Annotated in this window: 17 protein-coding genes; 10 read left to right on the forward strand and 7 right to left on the reverse strand. The window is 60.9% G+C overall.

Going from position 1 to position 20174, the window contains the following annotated elements; all coding sequences use genetic code 11:
* The first annotated feature begins 62 nt into the window (after nt 1–62).
* From NAC44_RS03095 to lpxK, 6 genes are all read left to right on the forward strand, one after another.
* Nucleotides 63–1409, forward strand: a complete 1347-nt coding sequence (locus NAC44_RS03095; RefSeq protein WP_250937689.1) for a TldD/PmbA family protein — start codon at nt 63–65, stop codon at nt 1407–1409.
* Between the two features lie 12 nt (nt 1410–1421).
* Nucleotides 1422–2237: a 3'(2'),5'-bisphosphate nucleotidase CysQ gene (locus NAC44_RS03100; protein WP_250937690.1), complete on the forward strand. Its 816-nt coding sequence runs from the start codon at nt 1422–1424 to the stop codon at nt 2235–2237.
* 204 nt (nt 2238–2441) lie between these two features.
* Nucleotides 2442–2675 carry a DUF4170 domain-containing protein gene (locus NAC44_RS03105; RefSeq protein WP_250937691.1) on the forward strand — a complete coding sequence of 78 codons (234 nt, stop codon included), beginning with the start codon at nt 2442–2444 and terminating at the stop codon, nt 2673–2675.
* 261 nt (nt 2676–2936) lie between these two features.
* A complete protein-coding gene (gene waaA, locus NAC44_RS03110; RefSeq protein WP_250937692.1) occupies nt 2937–4253 on the forward strand; it encodes a lipid IV(A) 3-deoxy-D-manno-octulosonic acid transferase in 1317 nt (438 codons plus the stop codon).
* Complete coding sequence (locus tag NAC44_RS03115) at nt 4250–4960, forward strand: HAD family hydrolase (RefSeq protein ID WP_250937693.1); 711 nt, start codon at nt 4250–4252, stop codon at nt 4958–4960. The genes waaA and NAC44_RS03115 overlap by 4 nt, the downstream gene beginning before the upstream one ends.
* Before the next feature lie 61 nt (nt 4961–5021).
* Nucleotides 5022–6059 carry a tetraacyldisaccharide 4'-kinase gene (lpxK, locus tag NAC44_RS03120; protein ID WP_250937694.1) on the forward strand — a complete coding sequence of 346 codons (1038 nt, stop codon included), beginning with the start codon at nt 5022–5024 and terminating at the stop codon, nt 6057–6059.
* 12 nt (nt 6060–6071) lie between these two features.
* Here lpxK and NAC44_RS03125 read toward each other — a convergent pair whose 3' ends face one another.
* Entirely contained in the window at nt 6072–6305 is a 234-nt protein-coding gene (locus NAC44_RS03125) for a DUF2093 domain-containing protein (protein ID WP_250937695.1), read from the reverse strand.
* A gap of 179 nt (nt 6306–6484) precedes the next feature.
* On the reverse strand, nt 6485–8377 hold the full coding sequence (mutL, locus tag NAC44_RS03130; RefSeq protein ID WP_250937700.1) for a DNA mismatch repair endonuclease MutL: 1893 nt from the start codon (nt 8375–8377) through the stop codon (nt 6485–6487).
* Between the two features lie 266 nt (nt 8378–8643).
* On the opposite strand from mutL, the gene NAC44_RS03135 reads away from it, so the two are divergent.
* Entirely contained in the window at nt 8644–10389 is a 1746-nt protein-coding gene (locus NAC44_RS03135) for a response regulator (RefSeq protein WP_250937701.1), read from the forward strand.
* A 181-nt stretch (nt 10390–10570) separates the two neighbouring features.
* Nucleotides 10571–11947 (forward strand): putative bifunctional diguanylate cyclase/phosphodiesterase, encoded by a 1377-nt coding sequence (locus NAC44_RS03140; protein ID WP_250937705.1) that lies wholly within the window; start codon nt 10571–10573, stop codon nt 11945–11947.
* A gap of 110 nt (nt 11948–12057) precedes the next feature.
* Here NAC44_RS03140 and NAC44_RS03145 read toward each other — a convergent pair whose 3' ends face one another.
* The 3 genes from NAC44_RS03145 to NAC44_RS03155 form a co-directional block, all read right to left on the reverse strand.
* Nucleotides 12058–12936, reverse strand: coding sequence for a patatin-like phospholipase family protein (locus tag NAC44_RS03145; protein ID WP_420839858.1), 879 nt, complete (start codon nt 12934–12936; stop codon nt 12058–12060).
* 203 nt (nt 12937–13139) lie between these two features.
* Complete coding sequence (gene rsmD, locus NAC44_RS03150) at nt 13140–13700, reverse strand: 16S rRNA (guanine(966)-N(2))-methyltransferase RsmD (protein WP_250937717.1); 561 nt, start codon at nt 13698–13700, stop codon at nt 13140–13142.
* A 3-nt stretch (nt 13701–13703) separates the two neighbouring features.
* A complete protein-coding gene (locus NAC44_RS03155; RefSeq protein ID WP_250937718.1) occupies nt 13704–15608 on the reverse strand; it encodes a pseudouridine synthase in 1905 nt (634 codons plus the stop codon).
* A gap of 71 nt (nt 15609–15679) precedes the next feature.
* Between NAC44_RS03155 and NAC44_RS03160 the strand changes: the two genes are divergently transcribed.
* Together NAC44_RS03160 and NAC44_RS03165 are read left to right on the forward strand one after the other, a co-directional pair.
* Nucleotides 15680–16129 (forward strand): nucleoside deaminase, encoded by a 450-nt coding sequence (locus NAC44_RS03160; protein ID WP_250937720.1) that lies wholly within the window; start codon nt 15680–15682, stop codon nt 16127–16129.
* Nucleotides 16130–16289: 160 nt separating this feature from the next.
* Nucleotides 16290–17708 carry an MFS transporter gene (locus NAC44_RS03165; protein ID WP_250937722.1) on the forward strand — a complete coding sequence of 473 codons (1419 nt, stop codon included), beginning with the start codon at nt 16290–16292 and terminating at the stop codon, nt 17706–17708.
* 29 nt (nt 17709–17737) lie between these two features.
* On the opposite strand, the gene NAC44_RS03170 is transcribed toward NAC44_RS03165, so the two are convergent.
* Both NAC44_RS03170 and NAC44_RS03175 read right to left on the reverse strand, forming a co-directional pair.
* The gene (locus NAC44_RS03170) at nt 17738–18496 is read right to left on the reverse strand and encodes an RlmE family RNA methyltransferase (protein ID WP_250937723.1); all 759 of its coding nucleotides are present in this window, start codon (nt 18494–18496) and stop codon (nt 17738–17740) included.
* 11 nt (nt 18497–18507) lie between these two features.
* Nucleotides 18508–20142: a Ppx/GppA phosphatase family protein gene (locus tag NAC44_RS03175; RefSeq protein WP_250937725.1), complete on the reverse strand. Its 1635-nt coding sequence runs from the start codon at nt 20140–20142 to the stop codon at nt 18508–18510.
* Nucleotides 20143–20174: the final 32 nt, after the last annotated feature.

The following is a 20174-nucleotide window of genomic DNA, read 5'->3' on the forward strand; positions in this document are numbered from 1 at the left end:
CAGCCATGCCTTGATGTGTCGTGTCAGGCACAATAAATGGAGAGCAGAAGAAAGGCCAAGCCATGTCAGCTGAAATTCCCTCCGACCATCTTCTCGAACGTGCCCATCGTCTGGTCGAGCTTGCACTCAAGGCCGGTGCCGATGCGGCAGACGCCGTCGTGGTGCGCTCGCGCGCCCATGGGGTGAGCCTCAGGCTGGGCAAGGTCGAATCGACCGAATCCTCCGAAAGCGATGATTTCTCGCTGCGGGTCTTCCTGGGCCGCAAGGTGGCGTCGGTCTCGGCCAATCCCGGTTTCGATCTGGCAACCCTTGCCGAACGCGCCGTCGCCATGGCGAAAGTTTCGCCGGAAGACCCCTTTGCCGGTCTTGCCGATGCAAGTGATCTGGCCGCAAGCTTTGCCGATCTTGATCTCTACGATCCGACAGTATTGTCCACCGAAGCCCTGACCGAGGCCGCCCTTGCCATGGAAGAGGCAGCCCGCAGCGTTTCCGGCGTGAGCAATTCTCTGGGCGCCAGCGCCTCTGCCGGCATGGGCGGGCTGGTGCTTGTTACCTCGAACGGCTTTTCCGGCAGTTATCAGGCCTCGCGCTTTTCCCGCTCGGTCGGTGTGATCGCCGGTGAAGGCACCGCCATGGAGCGCGATCACGATTTCGACAGCACCCTGCATTATGAGGATCTTGAAAGCGCCGAAACCATCGGCTTGCGGGCAGGTGAGCGCGCCGTGCGCCGCCTTCATCCGAAGAAGATCGACACCCGCAAAGGTCTGACGGTGGTTTACGATCCTCGAGCGGCCCGCAGCATTGCCGGGCATATCGCCGCCGCCATCAATGGCGCATCCGTAGCGCGCAAAACATCCTTCCTGCGCGACAGCATGGGCAAACAGGTATTGAAGCCGGGTCTCAACATCACAGATGATCCGCTGATCCGGCGCGGCAATGCCTCGCGCCCCTTCGACGGCGAAGGCGTCCGCGGCGAGAAGCTGACGATGATCGAGGATGGCGTGCTGCGCCACTGGTTCCTCTCATCGTCCATTGCCCGCGAACTGGGGCTGAAAACCAATGGACGCGGTGCGCGCGGCGGCACCTCCGTTTCCGCCTCCTCCACCAATCTGGCGCTGGAGCCGGGTGATATTTCGCCGGAAGACCTGATCCGCGCGGTCGGCACCGGGCTTTACGTCACCGATATGATCGGCCATGGCGTCAACATGGTCACCGGCGATTACAGCCGCGGCGTCTCCGGCTTCCTGATCGAAAACGGTGAACTGACCGCCCCGGTCTCGGAAGTGACGATTGCCTCAAACCTCAAGGACATGTTCGCGCGCATCACGCCGGCAAACGACATCGACCGCAGCTTCGGCACGGCAGCCCCCACGCTTGCCATCGAAAACATGACATTGGCGGGTCAATAAGGACCGGATCGGATGAACCAGAGCGGAGCCGACCTTGACGGCGCATGGAGTGACGATCTTCGGTTGATTGCCGAGGCCGCCACCGATGCCGGTCGGCTGGCGCTCAGCCATTTCGGCGCATCGCCAGAGGTCTGGTGGAAGAATGAGGGCCGCTCCCCGGTCAGCGCCGCCGATTATGCCGCCAACGCCCTGCTGGAAGCACGGCTGCGGCCTGCCCGACCCGGCTATGGCTGGCTGTCGGAAGAAACCGATGACGATCAGACCCGGCTCGATCGCGAGACCGTCTTCATCATCGATCCGATCGACGGCACGCGCGCCTTTCTCGCCGGGCAGAAAACCTGGTGCGTGTCTGTGGCGGTCGTCCATCAGGGACGTCCGGTGGCTGCAGCGCTTGTTGCACCGGCGCTCGATGAGATTTTTCTCGCCTCCGCCACCGGCCCCGCCCTGCTAAACGGCCAGGTCCTGAGCGTGACGCCGTTTCGCGACGATGCCGTGCTGGATGTCGCCTCTCCCGCAGAATTGATCGGTGCATTTGCCGAAAGGGAAACGGCACAAAGCCTTAACCGCGTGCCGCATGTGCCGTCGCTGGCCTATCGCATCGCCATGGTGGCGGCAGGGCGGATCGATGCGACGCTGGTGTTGAAGAATGCGCATGACTGGGATCTCGCCGCTGCCGACCTGATCCTTGAAAAGGCAGGCGGCGTGCTGATCAGCACCGATGGCACCCCCCTCACCTATAATCGTGCCAGGGTCCGCCACGGCCATCTTGCCGCCGCCGGACGCGAGGCAATCACGCGGCTGATACCGGTTTTTTCCACATTTGTATGAGGGTTTGGTAACGCTTACCGGCATACACACGGCATATGGTTGACCTTGCCCGGAAAATCGCGCAGAGGAAAACCTCATTTCATGGCGCGTTTGCCCGGCAAAACGGAAACCGGCTTGTCTTGCGGGCAGACAGACGCAGAACGCATCGGACCCTGTACTGCTTAACGGAGCAGGCTCGGGACTATGGACAAGGAAGCAACGGACATGAACGGCACAGGCGAAAAGAAACAATTGCTGCATCTGGTGTTCGGCGGCGAGCTGAGCAACCTGGAAGAGTTGCAGTTCCGCAACCTCAACGAACTCGACATTGTCGGCATCTATCCCGACTATGCCAGCGCGCTGGTTGCCTGGAAATCCAAGGCGCAGCAGACCGTCGACAACGCCCATATGCGCTATTTCATCGTCCATATGCACCGGCTGCTCGATCCGCAGAACTGACCTGGCAAGGTGGCCAGGGGGTGTTCGACAGCGGCCCGTCAGCGCCGTCACGTCAGTTTTTAGTCTCCTGGCCGGTCGCGCCTTGAAGTATCCTCATTCAAATTGTCTTGATTCAAGGCGCTCTCATGGAGGATCATGGCCAACCGGCTGAAATGGTACGGTTGTCTTTGCTCCGGTTGGCCGGACAAGGCAGTTCATTTGTAAAGCGTTGCTTTCAGACTAGGAAGGCACGCCGCTCTCGAGTTGAAGGTTTCACGTCGCATGAGCGCATTGGCCCAAATTGCATTGATCGCCTATCGCTGCGCCGGCATTGCGGGCTATCCTTGCGCCGGGCTTTTTTTAAATCTTCGCGCCCGGCGCGGCAAGGAAGACCGCGCCCGCAAGATGGAGCGGGTCGGCTATGCCAGCGCCAACCGCCCGCGTGGACCGCTGGTCTGGGTTCATGCGGCAAGCGTCGGCGAGATGATGGCCGTCTCCACCTTGATGCGGGAATTGCGTCGCGCCGACATCAACGTGCTGTTGACCACCGGCACCGTCACTTCGGCGGAAATGGCCAGCAACCGGCTTCAGGTCGATGTGATCCACCAATATGTGCCGCTCGATGCGCTGCCAGCCGTGCGCCGTTTTCTCGATTACTGGCATCCCGATCTCGCGATCGGGGTGGAATCGGAAATCTGGCCTGCAACGCTATCGGAGCTTAATCGCCGGAAAATTCCGCAGGTTCTGGTCAATGCAAGACTGTCGGATCGTTCCTTCAAGCGGTGGCAGAAACATCCGCTTGTGGCCCATTCGCTGTTTTCGCAGCTGGCCATGGTGATTGCCCAGTCCGATCTGGATGCCGAACGGTTTCGCGATCTCGGCGCCTGGCCGGTGATCACTTCCGGCAATATCAAGGTCGAGACCGATGCGCCGCCCTGCGATCCCGCCCTTCTGTCGGTCTATGACGCACAGATCGGTCATCGCAAGACCTGGGCGGCCACCTCCACCGCCGAAGGCGAGGAAAAGGTTGCGGCCATGGTACATCGGGCGCTGAAAGCGCATATGGGGCAATTGACCATCATCGTGCCCCGCCATATCGAACGCGCCGACGAGATCGAAGCCATGATGACGGCGCAGGGCCTGACGGTTGCAAGGCGCAGCCGCAACGATCCGATCACCCCCGACACCGATATTTTTCTCGGCGACAGCATGGGCGAGATGGGGCTTTATCTCAGGCTGACGGAAATCGCCTTTGTCGGCCGCTCGCTCGTCGCCAAAGGCGGCGGCAATCCGCTGGAACCGGCGGTGCTCGGCTGTGCAGTCCTGAGCGGCCCGCATGTGGAGAATTTCCGCGACACCTATCAAGCCCTGGTGAAAAAAGGCGCGGCACGATTGGTGCGCGATGCTGAAATGCTGGCCAAGGGCGTGCATTTTCTGATGAACAATCCGGTGACCCGCCACAAGATGGCCGATGCCGGCATGGAAACCGTGCAGGACATGCGCGGTGCGCTTTCGGCGACGATGAAGGCGCTGGAACCCTTCACCCATCCGCTGACCATGCAGGCAAGGCTGGAACCGAGAACGGCGGCAGGCGAATGAACGAAAAAACCGACGCAATCAAAGGCATTCTTTTCGACAAGGACGGCACGCTGATCGATTACGATCTGAGCTGGGCGCCGGTCAACCGGGCGCTGGCGCTGGCGGCAGCCAGGGGCGATGCGGTTCTGGCCGACCGGCTTCTGTCTGCCTGCGGCATGGACCCGGTGAGCGGCCATGTCACCCCCGACAGCCTGCTTGCAGCCGGCACGGCAGCGGATATTGCAAAGGGGCTGATTGAGGCGGGCTCCACCGTGCCGCTTGCAGCGCTGACGCGCGAACTTGACGATATTTTCGCCGCCTCCGTCGAGATGAGCGTGCCGGTCACCGATCTTTCAGCGCTTTTTTCCCGGCTGAAGGCCAAGGGATTGAAGCTCGGCATTGCCTCCTCCGACAATGAACGGTCGATCCGGGCGCTGGTGCAGCGTTTTGGCCTTGACGATCATGTAGATTTCATCGCCGGTTACGACAGCGGCCACGGTTCCAAACCGGAGCCGGGCATGATCATCGGCTTTTGTGCCGCAACCGGTCTTGCCCCCACCGAGGTGGCGATGGTCGGTGACAACAATCACGATCTGATCATGGCCAGAAACGCAGGCGCGGGGCTGGCCATCGGCGTTCTGACCGGCACCGGCACGAAGGAAAGCCTTGGGCGCTTTAGCGACCATTGCCTGATGAGCATCAGCCAACTCGACGAAATGTTCGTCTGATGCCTGCCGCTTGTACCTTCGCTGCGCATGAAGACGCCTTTCAGGACCAGGGACCACCGTCATGGCGCTGAAAGCTCCGGCCTTCTGGTGGCGTAAACCTGGTCTGGCCGCTTTCGCCTTGCAGCCGCTTTGCCTGATCTATGGACGCATATCTGGACAGACCCTGATAAGGCGGATGGCATCGGCTGACCAGCCAGACGTCAATGTCCCGGTGATCTGTATCGGCAATCTGACGCTCGGCGGCGCAGGCAAGACACCGACAACGTTGGCGCTCGCCAGAACCGCCACCGCCATGGGGCTGAAACCGGGATTTCTCACCCGCGGCTATGGCGGCAAGGTAACGCAGGCCCATCGTGTCGATCCGCAGCACAACACAGCCGTCGAGGTGGGCGATGAAGCGCTGCTTCTGGCACAAGCCGGGCTGACGGTGGCGGCACCCGACCGGGCCGCGGGAGCACAAGCACTGATACGGGCAGGCGCCGACCTGATCCTGATGGATGACGGTTTCCAGAGCGCCCGGCTGTTTTACGATTTCGCCGTGATCGTTGCCGATGCCCGGCAGGGGATTGGCAACGGGCATGTCTTTCCCGCCGGGCCGCTGCGCGCGCCGCTTGCAGCCCAGCTTGCCCATGTCGGGGCATTTGTCCTGATTGGCGAAGGCGATGGCGCAGGGACGATTGCGGATCTGGGACGGCGTGCCGACAAACCGGTGTTCAGCGCCTCTATCCGGCCCGTTTCCGGCTTTTCACTCAGGCAAAAACGGGTTCTGGCCTTTGCCGGCATTGCCGATCCGGAAAAATTCTACCGGACATTGGCTGAACTGGGAGCGGAAATCGTCACCACCCGGTCCTTCGGCGACCATCAGCCGTTCTCTGCCGCGGCCATGGCCGATCTGCTCGACACAGCGAAACAGCAGGACCTGACGCTGGTGACGACAGCCAAGGATCGCGCCCGCCTGAGCGGCCTCATCCATCCCGATGCAAAACGGCTGATCGATGTGACAGAGATTGTCGAGATCGATCTTGTTTTTTCCGATCCTAACACACCGCAGTTTTTGATCGAAACGGCCATGACCCGCTATCGCCAGCGCCAAATATGAGCGCTTTTCCTCTCAGCCCCGCTTCTGGTTCGGCAGGTTTCCGGCCCGCCGTTCGGCTTCCAGCGAGGCGCTGGCATCGACATAGGCTTCCTGCCGGTCGACACTCCAATATTTCAGCTCATCAATGGTGATCGGCCTGCCGGTCACGGCACAGACGACATAGGAGCCGGGCGAGGTGATCTGGAAATCGCCGTCGAGATACCGAACCATCGCCTCACGATTGCCGCTGCCTTCAAACCGGTTCATCACATGCTCCTTCACGATCAAGTCTCACATAGCCTCTTGGTACAACAATTTCCAGAGGCCGTGCTGTATAATGCGGAACCCTCGAAGCGTCCGAAAACCGGTTCATCAGACGTGCTCTGACTCTTTGTTTTAACGCATTTGCGGACGGAAAACCGTTTCACACATTTCCTGGAAAAGCTCTAACTCCGCCCGAACAGTCTTTCAATATCGGCAAGCTTCAGTTCGATATAGGTCGGGCGGCCATGATTGCATTGGCCGGAGCCGGGTGTGTCTTCCATCTTGCGCAACAGGGCGTTCATTTCCTCAGCACGCAGCACCCGTCCGGAGCGCACCGACCCATGGCAGGCCATGGTGGCGGCCACATGTTCCAGCCGGGAAAACAGGCTGTCGGCGGTCTCCCATTCGGCGATTTCGTCGGCAAGCTGGCGCAAAAGCCCCGGCACATCGACCTCCCCCAGCATGGCCGGCGTTTCGCGCACGGCAATCGCGCCGGGGCCGAAACGCTCGATGGCAAGCCCCAGCCGGTCGAGCGCTTCGCCATGCTCCATCAACCGGTCGCAATCCTCTTCCGGCAGATCAACGATGTCGGGGATCAAAAGCCCTTGGGAGGGCAGACGCCGCCCGGTCAGTGCCTTGCGCATGTCCTCGAACACCAGCCGCTCATGGGCGGCGTGCTGATCGACGATGACCAGCCCGTCTTCCGTTTGCGCCACGATATAATTGGCATGAAGCTGTGCCCGCGCCGCACCCAGCCTAAAGCGCCCGTTGTCTTCAACGGCAGGCGGCTCCGCCAGTTTCCCTTCGGCGCGCGCCGACGGCGTAGACAAGGCGGAAAATCCGTTCTGCCCCGGTTCAGCCAGTCCGGCGACCCCGGCAGATGCGACCGTCAAAGGGCGCGAGGGCGATGTCTGGCGGTTCCAGTTGACCGGGGCCGACCCAGCAGGCGAGGACCAGCCCGGACGGACAAAGCCTCCGGCGCTTTCGCGCCCCTCCATCCGACCATTTTCCACCCGGCCATTTTCCACCCGGCCATTTTCCACCCTGAAAGCCCTGAGCATGGCGTCGGCACCGGCGGTGGAGGCGCGGTGACCTTCCCGTGTCAGCGCTTCACGGATCGCCCCGACGATCAGCCCGCGCACCAGTCCCGGATCGCGAAACCGCACATCAGACTTGGCCGGGTGGACATTGACATCGACCAGCGCCGGATCGAGTGTCAGCGACAACACCGCCACCGGATAGCGCCCCGACGGCACGGTTTCGGCATAGGCCCCGCGCAGCGCCGAAAGGATGAGCTTGTCCTGCACCGGGCGGCCATTGACGAAGGCATATTGATGTGCGCCATTGCCGCGATTGAAGGTGGGCACCCCGGCAAAACCGCCCAGCACGACCCCCTCCCGCTCGGCATCCAGCGCAATGGCATTGTCGCGAAAATCCGCCCCCAGAACCTGGGCGATGCGAGCGAGATGATCCTCACCGGTGGCGTTGAATTCCAAAGTCGAGCGGTCGGAGCCGGAGAGCGCGAAGCGGATATGGGGAAAGGCGATTGCCATCCGCTTGACCACCTCGGTGATGGCAGCGGCCTCGGCGCGTTCGCTTTTGAGGAATTTCAGCCTTGCAGGCGTGGCGAAAAACAGGTCGCGCACCTCGACGACCGTGCCGGGATTGCCAGGTGCCGGACCGACAGGCGAAACCCTGCCACCTTCCAAGGCGATCTTCAGGGCACTCGCCGCGCCTTTCTGGCGGCTGACGATCGACAGCCGGGCAACGGAGCCGATCGAAGGCAGCGCCTCACCGCGAAAGCCGAGACTCATGATGGCGTCGAGCGAACCATCAAGTTTGGACGTGCAGTGACGGCGCACGGCGAGTGTCAGATCGCTCTCATCCATGCCGGAGCCATTGTCACTCACGCGCAACAGCGCCTTGCCACCGCCTGCGGTGGCGATCTCGATGCGGCTTGCCCCGGCATCGATAGCGTTTTCAATCAGTTCCTTGGCAGCGCTGGCCGGACGCTCGATCACTTCGCCGGCGGCGATCTGGTTGATCAGCGTTTCTGAAAGTTGCTTGACGGTCATGCGTTATTGTCGCCCATCCCTGCGGCCAGGAAAAGCCGAACCGGCATCTCCCGGTAAAATATCCCCACGATTAAGAGGGCATTAAGACAAAGCCAATAATCTGCCACCATGTTTAATCGTTTTTAAACCAACGATTGGATGTGTTTCAGAGGTATGGTGACGTTTACGGAACCGTCATCACGGTTTCGTTCGACGAGGGTTTTTCAAAGTCTTCACTGCAGTGCCGCCGCACAAGAGCGGTCGCTTGAGGCTTTCAGAGGGCGAGTATGGACAGGCAGGGCGGCGTCATATCGGCTTTCGAGCACACGCTTCTTGACGCGGTCTGCGATATCGAATCCGCCGCGCTGTTTGCCGTGGATGGTGACGATCTCCTTCTCCATGCCAACCGGCAGATCAGGCAATTTTTCCAGATCCCCGACATTTACCTTCAGCCGGGCACCCGCCTTCGCGATCTTTTGGGCGCCATTTACGATCACACATTGAAGAGCAACTCTGGGAAGAGCAACGCTGGGAAGGGCAACACGGGATCGACCCAATTGTCGCGGGAAGACTGGCTATCGGAACGGGTAGCGGCGCATTGGCGCGAACGCCATGAGATCATCGACAAGACCGTGCAAAAGCGACTTCTGCGCTTTGTGACCCGCCGCTTGCCATCGGGCCTTGGGCTTTGCCTGATCAAGGATGTGACCGAGCGCAAACATCGCGAAGACGAGTGGCGCACCGACATGGACAGGGTTGCCATTACCGAGGCCATTCTCGATGGGTTGCCGCAACCGGTGCTGGTCTGCGATAGCGCCTGGAGCATCTGCGCCGTCAATCGCAGCTTTACTGCTCTGACCGGGGAGAGAAGCGAGCAATTGCTGGGCCGCAGCCTGAGCGATATCATTGCAGGCGACATTGTCGAAAAGCTTATCGCCAGAAGCAGGACGATGCAGGAAGGTGAGACATTTCGGCTGCTCGATGACGACACCAGGGGGGCCAGCCCTCTTCTTTGCCTCAATGGTGTCCGCAAGTGTGACAGCCGTTTTCATGTTCTGAGCATGACGGCCGATCCTGCCCCTGCCCTGATCAGACGGATTGTCAAAGCGCAGGGCGCGGCCCCGATCACACCTGCCGCCCCCCTCCCGCAGAGCGGCCCGCCGATGCAACGCAATGTCGGCTCCGGGCATGACAGGTTGAAAGAGGCCATATCCGCCTTGCCGATACCGGACGGCGTCGGGCACGGCTCCGGCACCAACACAACCAAACCGCTACCAACACCCAGACAGGACAGCCCTAAACCCCACTCCGCACCGGCAGACAAGACTTTGCTGCGCGCCATGATCCTCTCGAACGATCCGGCCTTCAGTCTTAGGGCAGAACAGATTCTAACCGCCCAGCGGGCCGATGTCTGCAGCCTGTCTGGCATGACGGAATTGCGCGCCTTTCTCGATCTGACCCGATCGATCGACATCAGCATTGACCTTGCTGTCATCGATCCGTCCGTGCCTGCCCAGATGGCAGACCTGGCCACATCCAAGACCAGACGCGCCGTCATCTGCCCGCTCGAATCCCTGACCGCACGGCTTTGCGACGAGACTGCGCCAGCAGCGGCTGCGGCAGCACAGGCTGTGCCGGAGATCGATATTCTTGTGGCCGAGGACAATGAGGTTAATCAGATCGTCTTTTCCCAGATCCTGGAAGGTCTCGGCTATCGCTATGGGCTGGCGGCAACCGCCCGTGAGGCCTTTGCCGAATGGCAGAAAAAAAGCCCGCCGATCATGCTCATCGATATTTCCCTGCCCGACATGACCGGTCTGGATCTCGCCCGGAAAATTCGCAGCCAGGAAACATCCGGCCAGAACAGAACCGTTCTGATCGGTGTTCTGGTTCCCGCCTTTCATCAGGATCGGGCCCACTGCCTTGAAGCGGGCATGGACGATGTGATCATCAAACCTGTCAGCCCCGATATGATCCGGCGGATGATCGAGCGTCATTCCGACACCCTCGGGCGGTTGTCACAGCCGTCCTGAGCATGGCGATCACTGCGCAACTCTTGAACAAGACGTTGATAAAACGCACGATGCAGTAAAGCCGGCCATGCAGCAAATGACAGGTAAAAACCTCTAGTGAATTCATTGTAAAAAATAGATTTTTATTAATTTTTTCCTTTCATGATCCATATGTTAAAATAGACCATTTTCAGGACAATCAATGGGCGTCCCCGATTTCCCCGCATCTGAGGCAGATGCGATAAAGTCTTCCGGCTTTGTCGACAGTCTGACGGGTCTCGGCAACCGGCACCGCCTCAGGGAAAAATTCCAGAAGCTTGCCGAGGAACGGGCGGAAGACCCGGCCCCCTTTACCGTTGCGCTGGTCAATCTCGATGGTTTCAAGCCCATCAACGATCTCTTCGGCCAGGCGGCAGGCGATGAAATCCTGTGTCAGGTGGCCCATCGCCTGAAAGCCTGCATGACCGGACATGCCACTGTCACCCGTCATGACGGGGATGAATTCGCGCTCATCCTGCCGATGATCTTTGAAAGTGTCAGCGCCGAGCGCATCGGCCATCTGATCAAGGACGTGCTGTCGGCGCCCTATGATCTGGGGGATCGGCATGTGCGGCTGTCGGCCTCGCTTGGCCTTGCCATCCATCCCTTTGCCGGAGCCGATTTTACCGGGCTGCTGAAAAGCGCCGAAACCGCACTTTACCGCTCGAAGCGGCGCGGGCGCGGTCAGGTGACGGTCTATTCCACCGAAATCGCCCAGGAAATGCGCCGCTCCACCCAGATCGAACAGGCACTGCGCAATGCCATCATCAACGATATGGTCGATGTGCATTTCCAGCCGATCGTCAGCCTGGAGGATGAGCGGGTTCTGGGCTTCGAGGCACTGGCGCGCTGGATCGATCCGGATATGGGCTTTGTGTCGCCGGCGATTTTCGTGCCTTTGGCCGAGGAGCAGGGCTTTATCGACATGCTGTCCGACACGCTGCTGCGCAAGGCCGCCGAGGCTGCCGTGACCTGGCCGCGCGACCTGTTCCTGTCGTTCAACCTCTCATCAGCGCAACTGACCGATATGGCGACCAGCAGCCGCATCCTGTCGATCCTCGCCAATGCCGGCCTGCCGCCGTCGCGGCTGGATCTGGAAATCACCGAAACCGCCGTGATACGCTCGGCCGACATGGCCGGCCAGATCATTGCCGATCTCAGACAGGCGGGTGTGCGCATCTCGCTGGATGACTTCGGCACGGGTCAGTCCAGTCTCGGTCGACTGCGCGAATTCACCTTCGACAAGGTCAAGATAGACCGCGCCTTCGTCTCCGCGCTCTCCACCGACAAGACCACCGAGCATATCATCAAGGCGATCATCACCATGTGTGACAGCCTCAATCTCGATGTGGTGGCCGAAGGCATCGAGAATGCTGAAGAGGCAGAAAGACTGGCCGCCATGGGCTGCGGTATGGGACAAGGCTATTATTTCGGCAAGCCCATCGACGCCATGGCAACGCTACGGTATCTCAAACGCAATTATCGGGAAACCGTCTATCCAGGCACATCGACCAGAGGGTTTTCCTCCTTCATCAATTGAGCAGAGGGTATGGAGACCAGAACGGCTGTCGTCATCGCCACACCGTCATCGCGACATCGGCCCATGCTTTTGTCATCCTGCGATAGCCGGGCTGCGACAGGACTGGCAGGTCAAACCTGCCCCAACAGGGCAAATTGCGCTTCAACTGCCCGTTTGACCTCATCCTTGACCGGGGCGGAAACCTCGAAAATCTGCTTTGCCTTGAGAAAATCCATCACGCCGAAACCATTGACGGGCGGACGCAGGAAAATCGACGGTGAGGCGATCTTCAGCTTCTGCGCCAGTTGCGACTGCATCATCAGCTGCGATGCGCCGAACAGGCTTTCAATCCGGGTCGGCACCTCAGAGCCTTCGCCCACGGGACCGCCGACAATATCGATGCCGATGACGATATCGGCATCACCGAAGAGATGCTCATAGGGAACCGGATTGAAAATGCCGCCATCTATCATCAGGCGACCATCCAGCATGACGGGCATGAACAGCGCCGGAATGGCGGCAGAGGCTGCCAGCGCCTGATAAAGATCGCCTGTCTCGATCACCCGCTCGCAATGGCCGTAATAATCGGTGGTGATCACCTTCAGCGGCAGGCCGAGGCCGGAAAAATCCGCCGGAATCTCCGGCGGCAGAAAGGCGTGCAAAATCCGCTCCAGATTGAACTGGCCGATACGAAAACCGCCCAGCGCGTGCCGCATGGTCGGCGGCCGCAGGCCCCAGAGGCGATTGAACACAGCCGAGCGCTTGCCGACTGTTGCCAGCGCATACTCACGCATGTCGGCGGCGCTCATGCCCGCGGCCTTGGCAGCACCGATAATGGCGCCGATTGAGGCCCCGGCAATCGCCACCGGCTCGATCCCCAGTTCCTCCAGCGCTTCCAACACATGGATATGGGCAAAACCGCGCGCACCGCCTGCACCAAGCGCCACCGCCACACGCGGGGTCGACGGGGCGGCAACCGGCATCACGCCACTGTCAACTGTCTTCAGCATTCCAGACCTTTCGCCCTGCAGCAAGACCGGCTGTCCTCGGCAAAGGCCGCGCCAGCCATGATGTGTCAGCCCTGCAGGCTTTGCATGAGATTTCTGTTTAGAGCATCGCGGCGACAATCGGAATCGGCACGATGCTCTCAGATTTTGTTTCCGCATCGGTTTTTCCGAAAACCGGTTCCCACTTTTCGGCCGATGCTCTATTCTCAATGCGGCCTATAGCGGAAGAAGTACATTTTCGTGTCGCCAAAGGTGCGGCTCTCGATCAAATCATAGGGAGCGGCCACCTCGACGGTCACATCAGCACGTTCTTCCAGAATGGCCAGGGCATCCGGCATCAGCCAGCCACCCCTGTCCGCCGCCGCGAATGCTTTTTCGCCAAGACCCTTACCATAGGGCGGATCGGCAAACAAAAGGTGAAACGGCTCCATATTATTGACCGAGCCGAGAGAGGTTGCATCCCGCCGCAGGATTTTCGCCCGGCCATGCAGGGCGAGACTGTCGATATTCTCCCACAGCAGACCGCGGCCTTCGACGCTGTTTTCAACGAAGAGTGCCGAGCGGCAGCCGCGCGACAGCGCCTCCAGCCCGACCGCTCCGGTTCCGGCGAAAAGATCGAGCACCCGCGTGCCCTCCAGACAGTCCGGATGGGCATGGGCAAGAATGTTGAACAGGCTTTCGCGCGTCCGGTCGATGGTGGGCCGGATGGCGCTGGATTTGGGCGCGGCAAGACTGCGCCCACGAAATTCACCGCCAACAATGCGCATGTCTTACCTCTTGCCTCTTGGCCCGCCCGGCCCCTTGCCAGCACCCGGTTTTCCGCCGCTGCGACCCGATGGCTTACCACCGCCCGGCCTTCCCCCACCCGGTTTGCCACCAAAGGATTTTCCCCCGGATGGCTTGCCACCAAAGGATTTACCGCCGGATGGTTTTGCGCCAAAGGGCTTGCCACCAGCCGGTCTTGACCGTTCGGAGCGCTCACCACCGGATCTTTCGCCAAAAGAGCGATCCCCTTCCGCGCGCGGACCGGAGGGCTTGCCGCGGAAAGGCTTGTCACCCCCGCGCTCTCCCCGTTCAAAACGACCGCCCTCGCGGCGATCCTCTCCCCCACGGCGGCTGTCACGCCGGTCATCGCCGTCGCGATCGCCAAAGCGCCCGCCACGCCGCTCACCAAAGCCTCCGCCAGCCTCACCATCGCGGCGGGCCGGTCTTGCGCCAAAACCGCGCTTCTGGCCGAAGCCGTCATCCTCTTTCGGCTTGCGCGCCGGGGCTTCCGCCCGGATCCATTCGCCGTCTTCGTCGCGGGTGCGGCTCACGGTGACGCGAAGACCACGATCCCCCTCGCGGAAGGCAGACACTTTTTCATCCATGCCGCGCGGATCGCGCCTGGGGCCCTTGCCGCTTTTTTCGGCCTTGGCCTTGGCAGCGGCCTGCTTTTCCCCGAGCGGTCTTGCGCCCGGCGCCATCCAGACATTGGCCGTGCGGTTTTGACCGGCGGGCTTCCGCTTGGGCGCATCGTCAAACCCGCCAAAGTCGCGCTTTCCGCCATCCCGTTTGCTGTTATCCCGCTTTCCACCATCGCGCTTGGTGTCAAGACGGTCCAGCGCCCGTTCGCGGCGATCATCGCCACCGCGCGCCCTACCATGCTCTGACTTGCCATGTTCTGGCTTGCCACGCTGGGGCTTGCTACGCGTGTCGCGGCTTTCGTCTTCAGCCCAGCCAGAACGGGCGGATGGCTTGGCAGAGACGGCCTCTTCTTCCCCGCCTGCGGCGGAATAGACCGGCGCATCGAAATTGGCCTTGGCGTCTTCGATCAGGCGCGGACCGAGCTGATCGCGCAGCATGCGCCCGCGCACTTCCTGCACTTCGCCCTCCGGCAGATCGCCGAGCTGGAAAGGACCGTAGGAAATGCGGATCAGCCGGTTGACATCGAGGCCGAGCGCGCCAAGCACATTCTTGATTTCCCGGTTCTTGCCTTCGCGAAGCCCCATCGTGATCCAGACATTGTGGCCCTGCACCCGGTCCAGCGTCGCCTCGATTGCGCCATAGAGCACGCCGTCGACGGCGATGCCGTCTTTCAGCTTGTCGAGTGCGGCCTGATCAACCGCGCCATGCGCGCGCACGCGGTAGCGCCTGAGCCAGCCGGTGGTCGGCAGTTCCAGCACCCGGGCCAGACCGCCATCATTGGTCAGAAGCAGCAGCCCCTCGGTATTGATGTCGAGACGGCCGATGGACATGACGCGGGGCAGTTCATCGGGAAGGTTTTCAAACACGGTCGGGCGGCCTTCCGGGTCGGAATTGGTCGTCACCAGACCGGCGGGCTTGTGATAGAGCCACAGCCGTGTGCGCTCGATGCCGCGAATGGGCTCGCCATCGACCTCGATACGGTCGGCCAGCGTGGCATTGACCACGGGCGTGTCGAGCAGCTTGCCGTTCAGCGCCACCCGGCCATCCATGATCATCCGCTCGACATCACGGCGCGAGGCGATGCCTGCCCGGGCGAGCAGCTTGGAAATGCGCTCCGGCTTCATTGGCTCATCGGTCATCCGAGGATCAGGATCGCGCTGCCTCGTCGCGGATTTTTCTGCTTTTGACGCACTCTTCGGGCCGTCATTCTTGAATTTGCGGGTCTCGGGCTTGCCACCCGGCCGCTTGGATCTGTCTTTATCTGTCATTTTGTGTTTGCCTGTCGTTTGGGCTGTGTCCTATCAGGTCCGGCAGGCTTGGTTAAGTGGAAAGTTGAAATATGGCACCTTCCATGCGTTTCATGGATCTTGCGCTCAACGAAGCGCGACTGGCAGGCCAACGCGGCGAAGTGCCGATCGGCGCCATCGCCGTCAAGGATGGTACGGTCATCGCCCGTGCCGGCAACGAAACGCGGGCTTTGAACGATGTAACCGCCCATGCCGAAATTCTCGCCATTCGCCGCGCCGCCAGCCATATGGGACAGGAAAGGCTGAACGATGTCGATCTTTACGTGACGCTCGAACCCTGCGCCATGTGCGCCGCGGCCATTTCTTTTGCCCGCATCCGCCGGCTTTATTACGGCGCGGAGGATGAAAAAGGCGGCGGCGTGCACCACGGAGCCCGCTTCTACAGCCAGCCCACCTGTCACCACGCCCCGGATGTCTATGCGGGGATCGGAGAAAAAGAGGCCGCGGCCCTGCTCAAACAGTTTTTTACCGAAAAGCGGTAGGATCGCGTTTACAAAAAGAGACTACAAGCAAATCAAAGCCTGATCACTTCCGTGTGATGACGACTGCCCCTGAAAATGTCTCATTGGCAGTTCTTGATAACGATACTAGATAAACACCGTCTGCGCCCGCAGCCCGTCCGCTTCCTTTACCGGTATTTTCATGAACCGTATCGTGCCTCTCATCCTCGCCGTGGCCCTGTTCATGGAGAACATGGATTCCACCGTCATCGCCACGGCGCTTCCGGCGATTGCCGCTGATCTCGGCGTCGGACCGATCACGCTGAAACTGGCGCTGACCTCCTATATGGTGGCGCTGGCCATCTTCATTCCGATCAGCGGCTGGATGGCGGACAAATTCGGGGCGAAACGGATTTTTCGCGCGGCCATTCTGGTCTTTATCATCGGTTCTGTTCTGTGCGCGCTCTCCGGCTCGCTATGGGATTTCGTCGGCGCCCGCTTCCTGCAAGGCATGGGTGGGGCGATGATGACACCGGTCGGGCGTCTGGTGTTACTGCGAACGACGAAAAAGGAGGAACTGGTCTCGGCCATGGCGCTTTTGACCATTCCAGCCCTTGTCGGCCCGCTGGCAGGGCCGCCGGTGGGCGGTTTCATCACCACCTTCTTCACCTGGCATTGGATCTTTCTCATCAATGTGCCGATCAGCATTCTCGGCATTATCCTCTCGACCATTTATCTGCCGGATCTCGAACCGGTTGAAACCGCCCGGCTGGACTGGACCGGCTTTGCCCTGACCGGGCTCTGCGCGGCTGGCATTGTCTTCGGCCTTTCCGTCATCAGCCTGCCAGCGCTTCCGCCAGTGGTGGGTATTGCCGCCGTGGTCATCGGCATTGTCTGCGGGATCGCTTATGTCTTCCATGCAAAACGCCATCCGGCCCCCATCCTCAATCTGACGCTGTTTCGCAAACCGGCCTTTCGCGCCGCCCAGATCGCCGGCACCACCTTTCGCATATCCACCGGGGCCATTCCCTTTCTCATGCCACTGATGCTGCAACTCGGCTTCGGCATGACGCCCTTTGAATCGGGCATGACCACCTTTGTCGGGGCGCTGGGCGCCATCAGCACGAAATTCATGGCCCGGCGCGTCTTTGCCCATGGCGGTTTCCGCAATGTGCTGATCACCGCATGTTTCGCCAGCACAATCACCACCTTCGTCAACGTCTTCTTCACGGCCCAATCGCCGCATCTTTTGCTGATGCTGTTTCTTTATATGGCGGGCTTTTTCCGCTCGTTTTTCTTCACCGGCACCAATGCGTTGAGCTATGCCGACATCGAGGATCGGGAGGCAAGCCAGGCGACATCGATGTCGTCTGCCCTGCAACAGGTCAGTCTGGCGCTGGGCGTGGCCTGTGCCGCCTTCATTCTGGAAATCAGCGAGACCATGACCGGCAATCAGCTCGGAGTGGCGAATTTCCACATCGCCTTCGCCATTGTATCGATACTGACGCTGCTGGCCGCCATTCCCTATCTGAAAATGGCCAAGGATGCCGGCTCGACCGTCTCCGGCCATCGCCGTCGTCAGACAGTCAGCACAGTGGCGGAAAACATACCGGTGAAATGATCGTTGCAGTCAGAGGCACGCGACAGAGATCACAGATCGCTGTCTTGCGCGCCGTCTTGCGCCCCATCGTCCAGCCCGTCTTCGGCATCTGACGCTTTACGACCCTTGAAGCCTTTGGCCAGCAGGAACATTTCCACCGATTCGGCCCGTGACGAGGCCGGTTTGACATGGATAACCTGACGGAAATTCTGCTTTAACATGGTCAGAAGATCCCGTTCCGTGCCGCCCTGAAAGGTCTTGGCGAGAAAATGGCCGCCCTCGGCCAGAACCTCGACAGCAAAATGCGCCGCCACCTCACACAGATGCATGGTGCGCAGATGGTCGGTCTTCTGATGGCCGGTCGTGGGCGCAGCCATGTCGGAAATCACCAGATCCGGCGCGCCGCCCACCGCATCCATCAGTTTTTGCGGGGCATCGGGATCGAGAAAGTCGAGCTGCAAGACGCGGACACCGGGCAGCGGCGCCATTTCGAGAAAATCGATGGCAGCAACGCGGATATCCTCATCCGTCGAGCCGGTGACCTTGGCGGCAATCTGCGACCAGCTTCCGGGGGCAGCCCCCAGATCGATGATGCGGCGTGCACCCTTCAGGATCTGATGTTTCTCATCAATCTCCAGAAGCTTGAAGGCGGCGCGCGCGCGATAACCTTCCAGCCGGGCCCGCTGCACATAGGGATCGTTGATATGGCGCTCGATCCAGCGCCGCGAGGAGGCCTTCAGCTTGCCCTTCTTCACCTTCTGGCCGATCTTGCGGCCCGTACGGTTGCCGCCGGCTGGTGGTTTCGTCATGACCTCTCCGCTTATCGTCTGCTCGTGCCGTGATCATGGCTTGCGCCACGGTCTTTCATATCCTGCCCGCGGCGCTGGCGATAGCGCCGCCAGACGCCGTCATCGGCCATCATGTCGGTCAACAGGCCTTCGCGCAGGCCGCGATCGGCCACCCGCATCCGGCTTGAGGGCCAGCGGCGGCGAATCGCCTCCAGAATGGCGCATCCGGCCAGCACCAGATCGGCACGGTCCGGGCCAATACAGGGATTGGCCGCACGGCTTTGATAATCCCAGGACAGAAGCTTGGCCTGCATTGCCGAAACCTCGGCATCGGTCAGCCACAATCCATCAACCCGGCGGCGATCATAGCGCGGCAGGTCAAGATGCACACCCGCCAGCGTCGTTACCGTACCGGAGGTACCGATCAGATGAAAATCCTCCGGGATCGAAGCGCCTGGACCAGCCATGGGCGGGCAATCGAACCGTTCCAGCATGGCCGCCACTTCGCAGATCATCGCTTCAAACACGGCAGGCGTGACATCGCGCCCGCCATGACGCTCCGACAGCGTCACCACTCCAACAGGCAGCGAGGTCCAATGGGTGATGTGATTGGCAAGACGGCTGGAACGGTTTTCACCAATGCGAATCACCGCGATTTCCGAGGAGCCGCCACCAATATCGAAGAGAACCACGGACCGCGTTTCCCGCCCGACCAGCGAGGAACAGCCGGAAACAGCCAGTCTCGCCTCGGTTTCGCGATTGATGATTTCCAGCTCCAGCCCGGTTTCAGCCCGCACCCGCGCCAGAAATTCCTCGCCATTTTCCGCCGAACGGCAGGCTTCCGTGGCAATCAGCCGCTTGCGCCGCAAGGTTACGCCCTGCAATTTCGCTGCGCAGACTTTCAACGCTTCAACAGCGCGGTCCATAGCCTCAGCCGAGAGCCTGCCATGGGCGGCAAGCCCTTCTCCCAGCCGGACAATACGCGAAAACGCATCGACAACCCGAAAATGGCCGGGCCGCGATGGCTGAGCGATCAGCAGACGGCAATTATTGGTGCCGAGATCGAGTGCCGCATAGCTGTCAGTGCTCTCATATCGGGCCTCGACGGGAGCCATACGGACATGGGCGCGCCGATCGCCATCCGGGCGATGACGCGGGACAGCGGCGTGATCATGCGCGTCACCGTGCGGCCTTGCTGGCGCCGGGGTCTTATCTTCCAGCGGCTTGCCCGGCTGCAAGGGGCGAACCAGCGCATTCTTTTTGCCGCGGGCTTTTCTGCGACGCTTGCCGGAGCGTCCGGGCTCGGCCCCCGCAATTTTGGCCGGGCTGCCCTGCCCCGGCTTTTCCCCGCGCACGACTCGTGCCTGTGTCGCAATGGCAGAGACAAGCTGGTCGTGAGCACCAACATTTTGCGCATCGGCCGGCACAGCGCCATTCTTTTTACGTCGCCGCTTTCTCTTGCGGCTCGTCGATTGCTGATCAGCACCTGCAGAGCGTCGTTCCGCCACGGCAGATGCCGTGCGGTCATCGGTTATGGCAAGCGAAGCAGGGCCATTTTTAGGCCCCTTGCGCTTGCCGCGACCGCGCCGGGAGGTTTTCTTCCCCTTGCGGTCTTCCTGAGACGCCCCCTGATGGAGCGGCGCAGGGCCGCTGACGGGGTCAACCACTGTTATCTTCCATAGCGTCGCGCAAGGCCAAG

The organism is Allorhizobium sonneratiae (genome assembly GCF_023700755.1).
Taxonomy (GTDB): Bacteria; Pseudomonadota; Alphaproteobacteria; order Rhizobiales; family Rhizobiaceae; genus Allorhizobium; species Allorhizobium sonneratiae.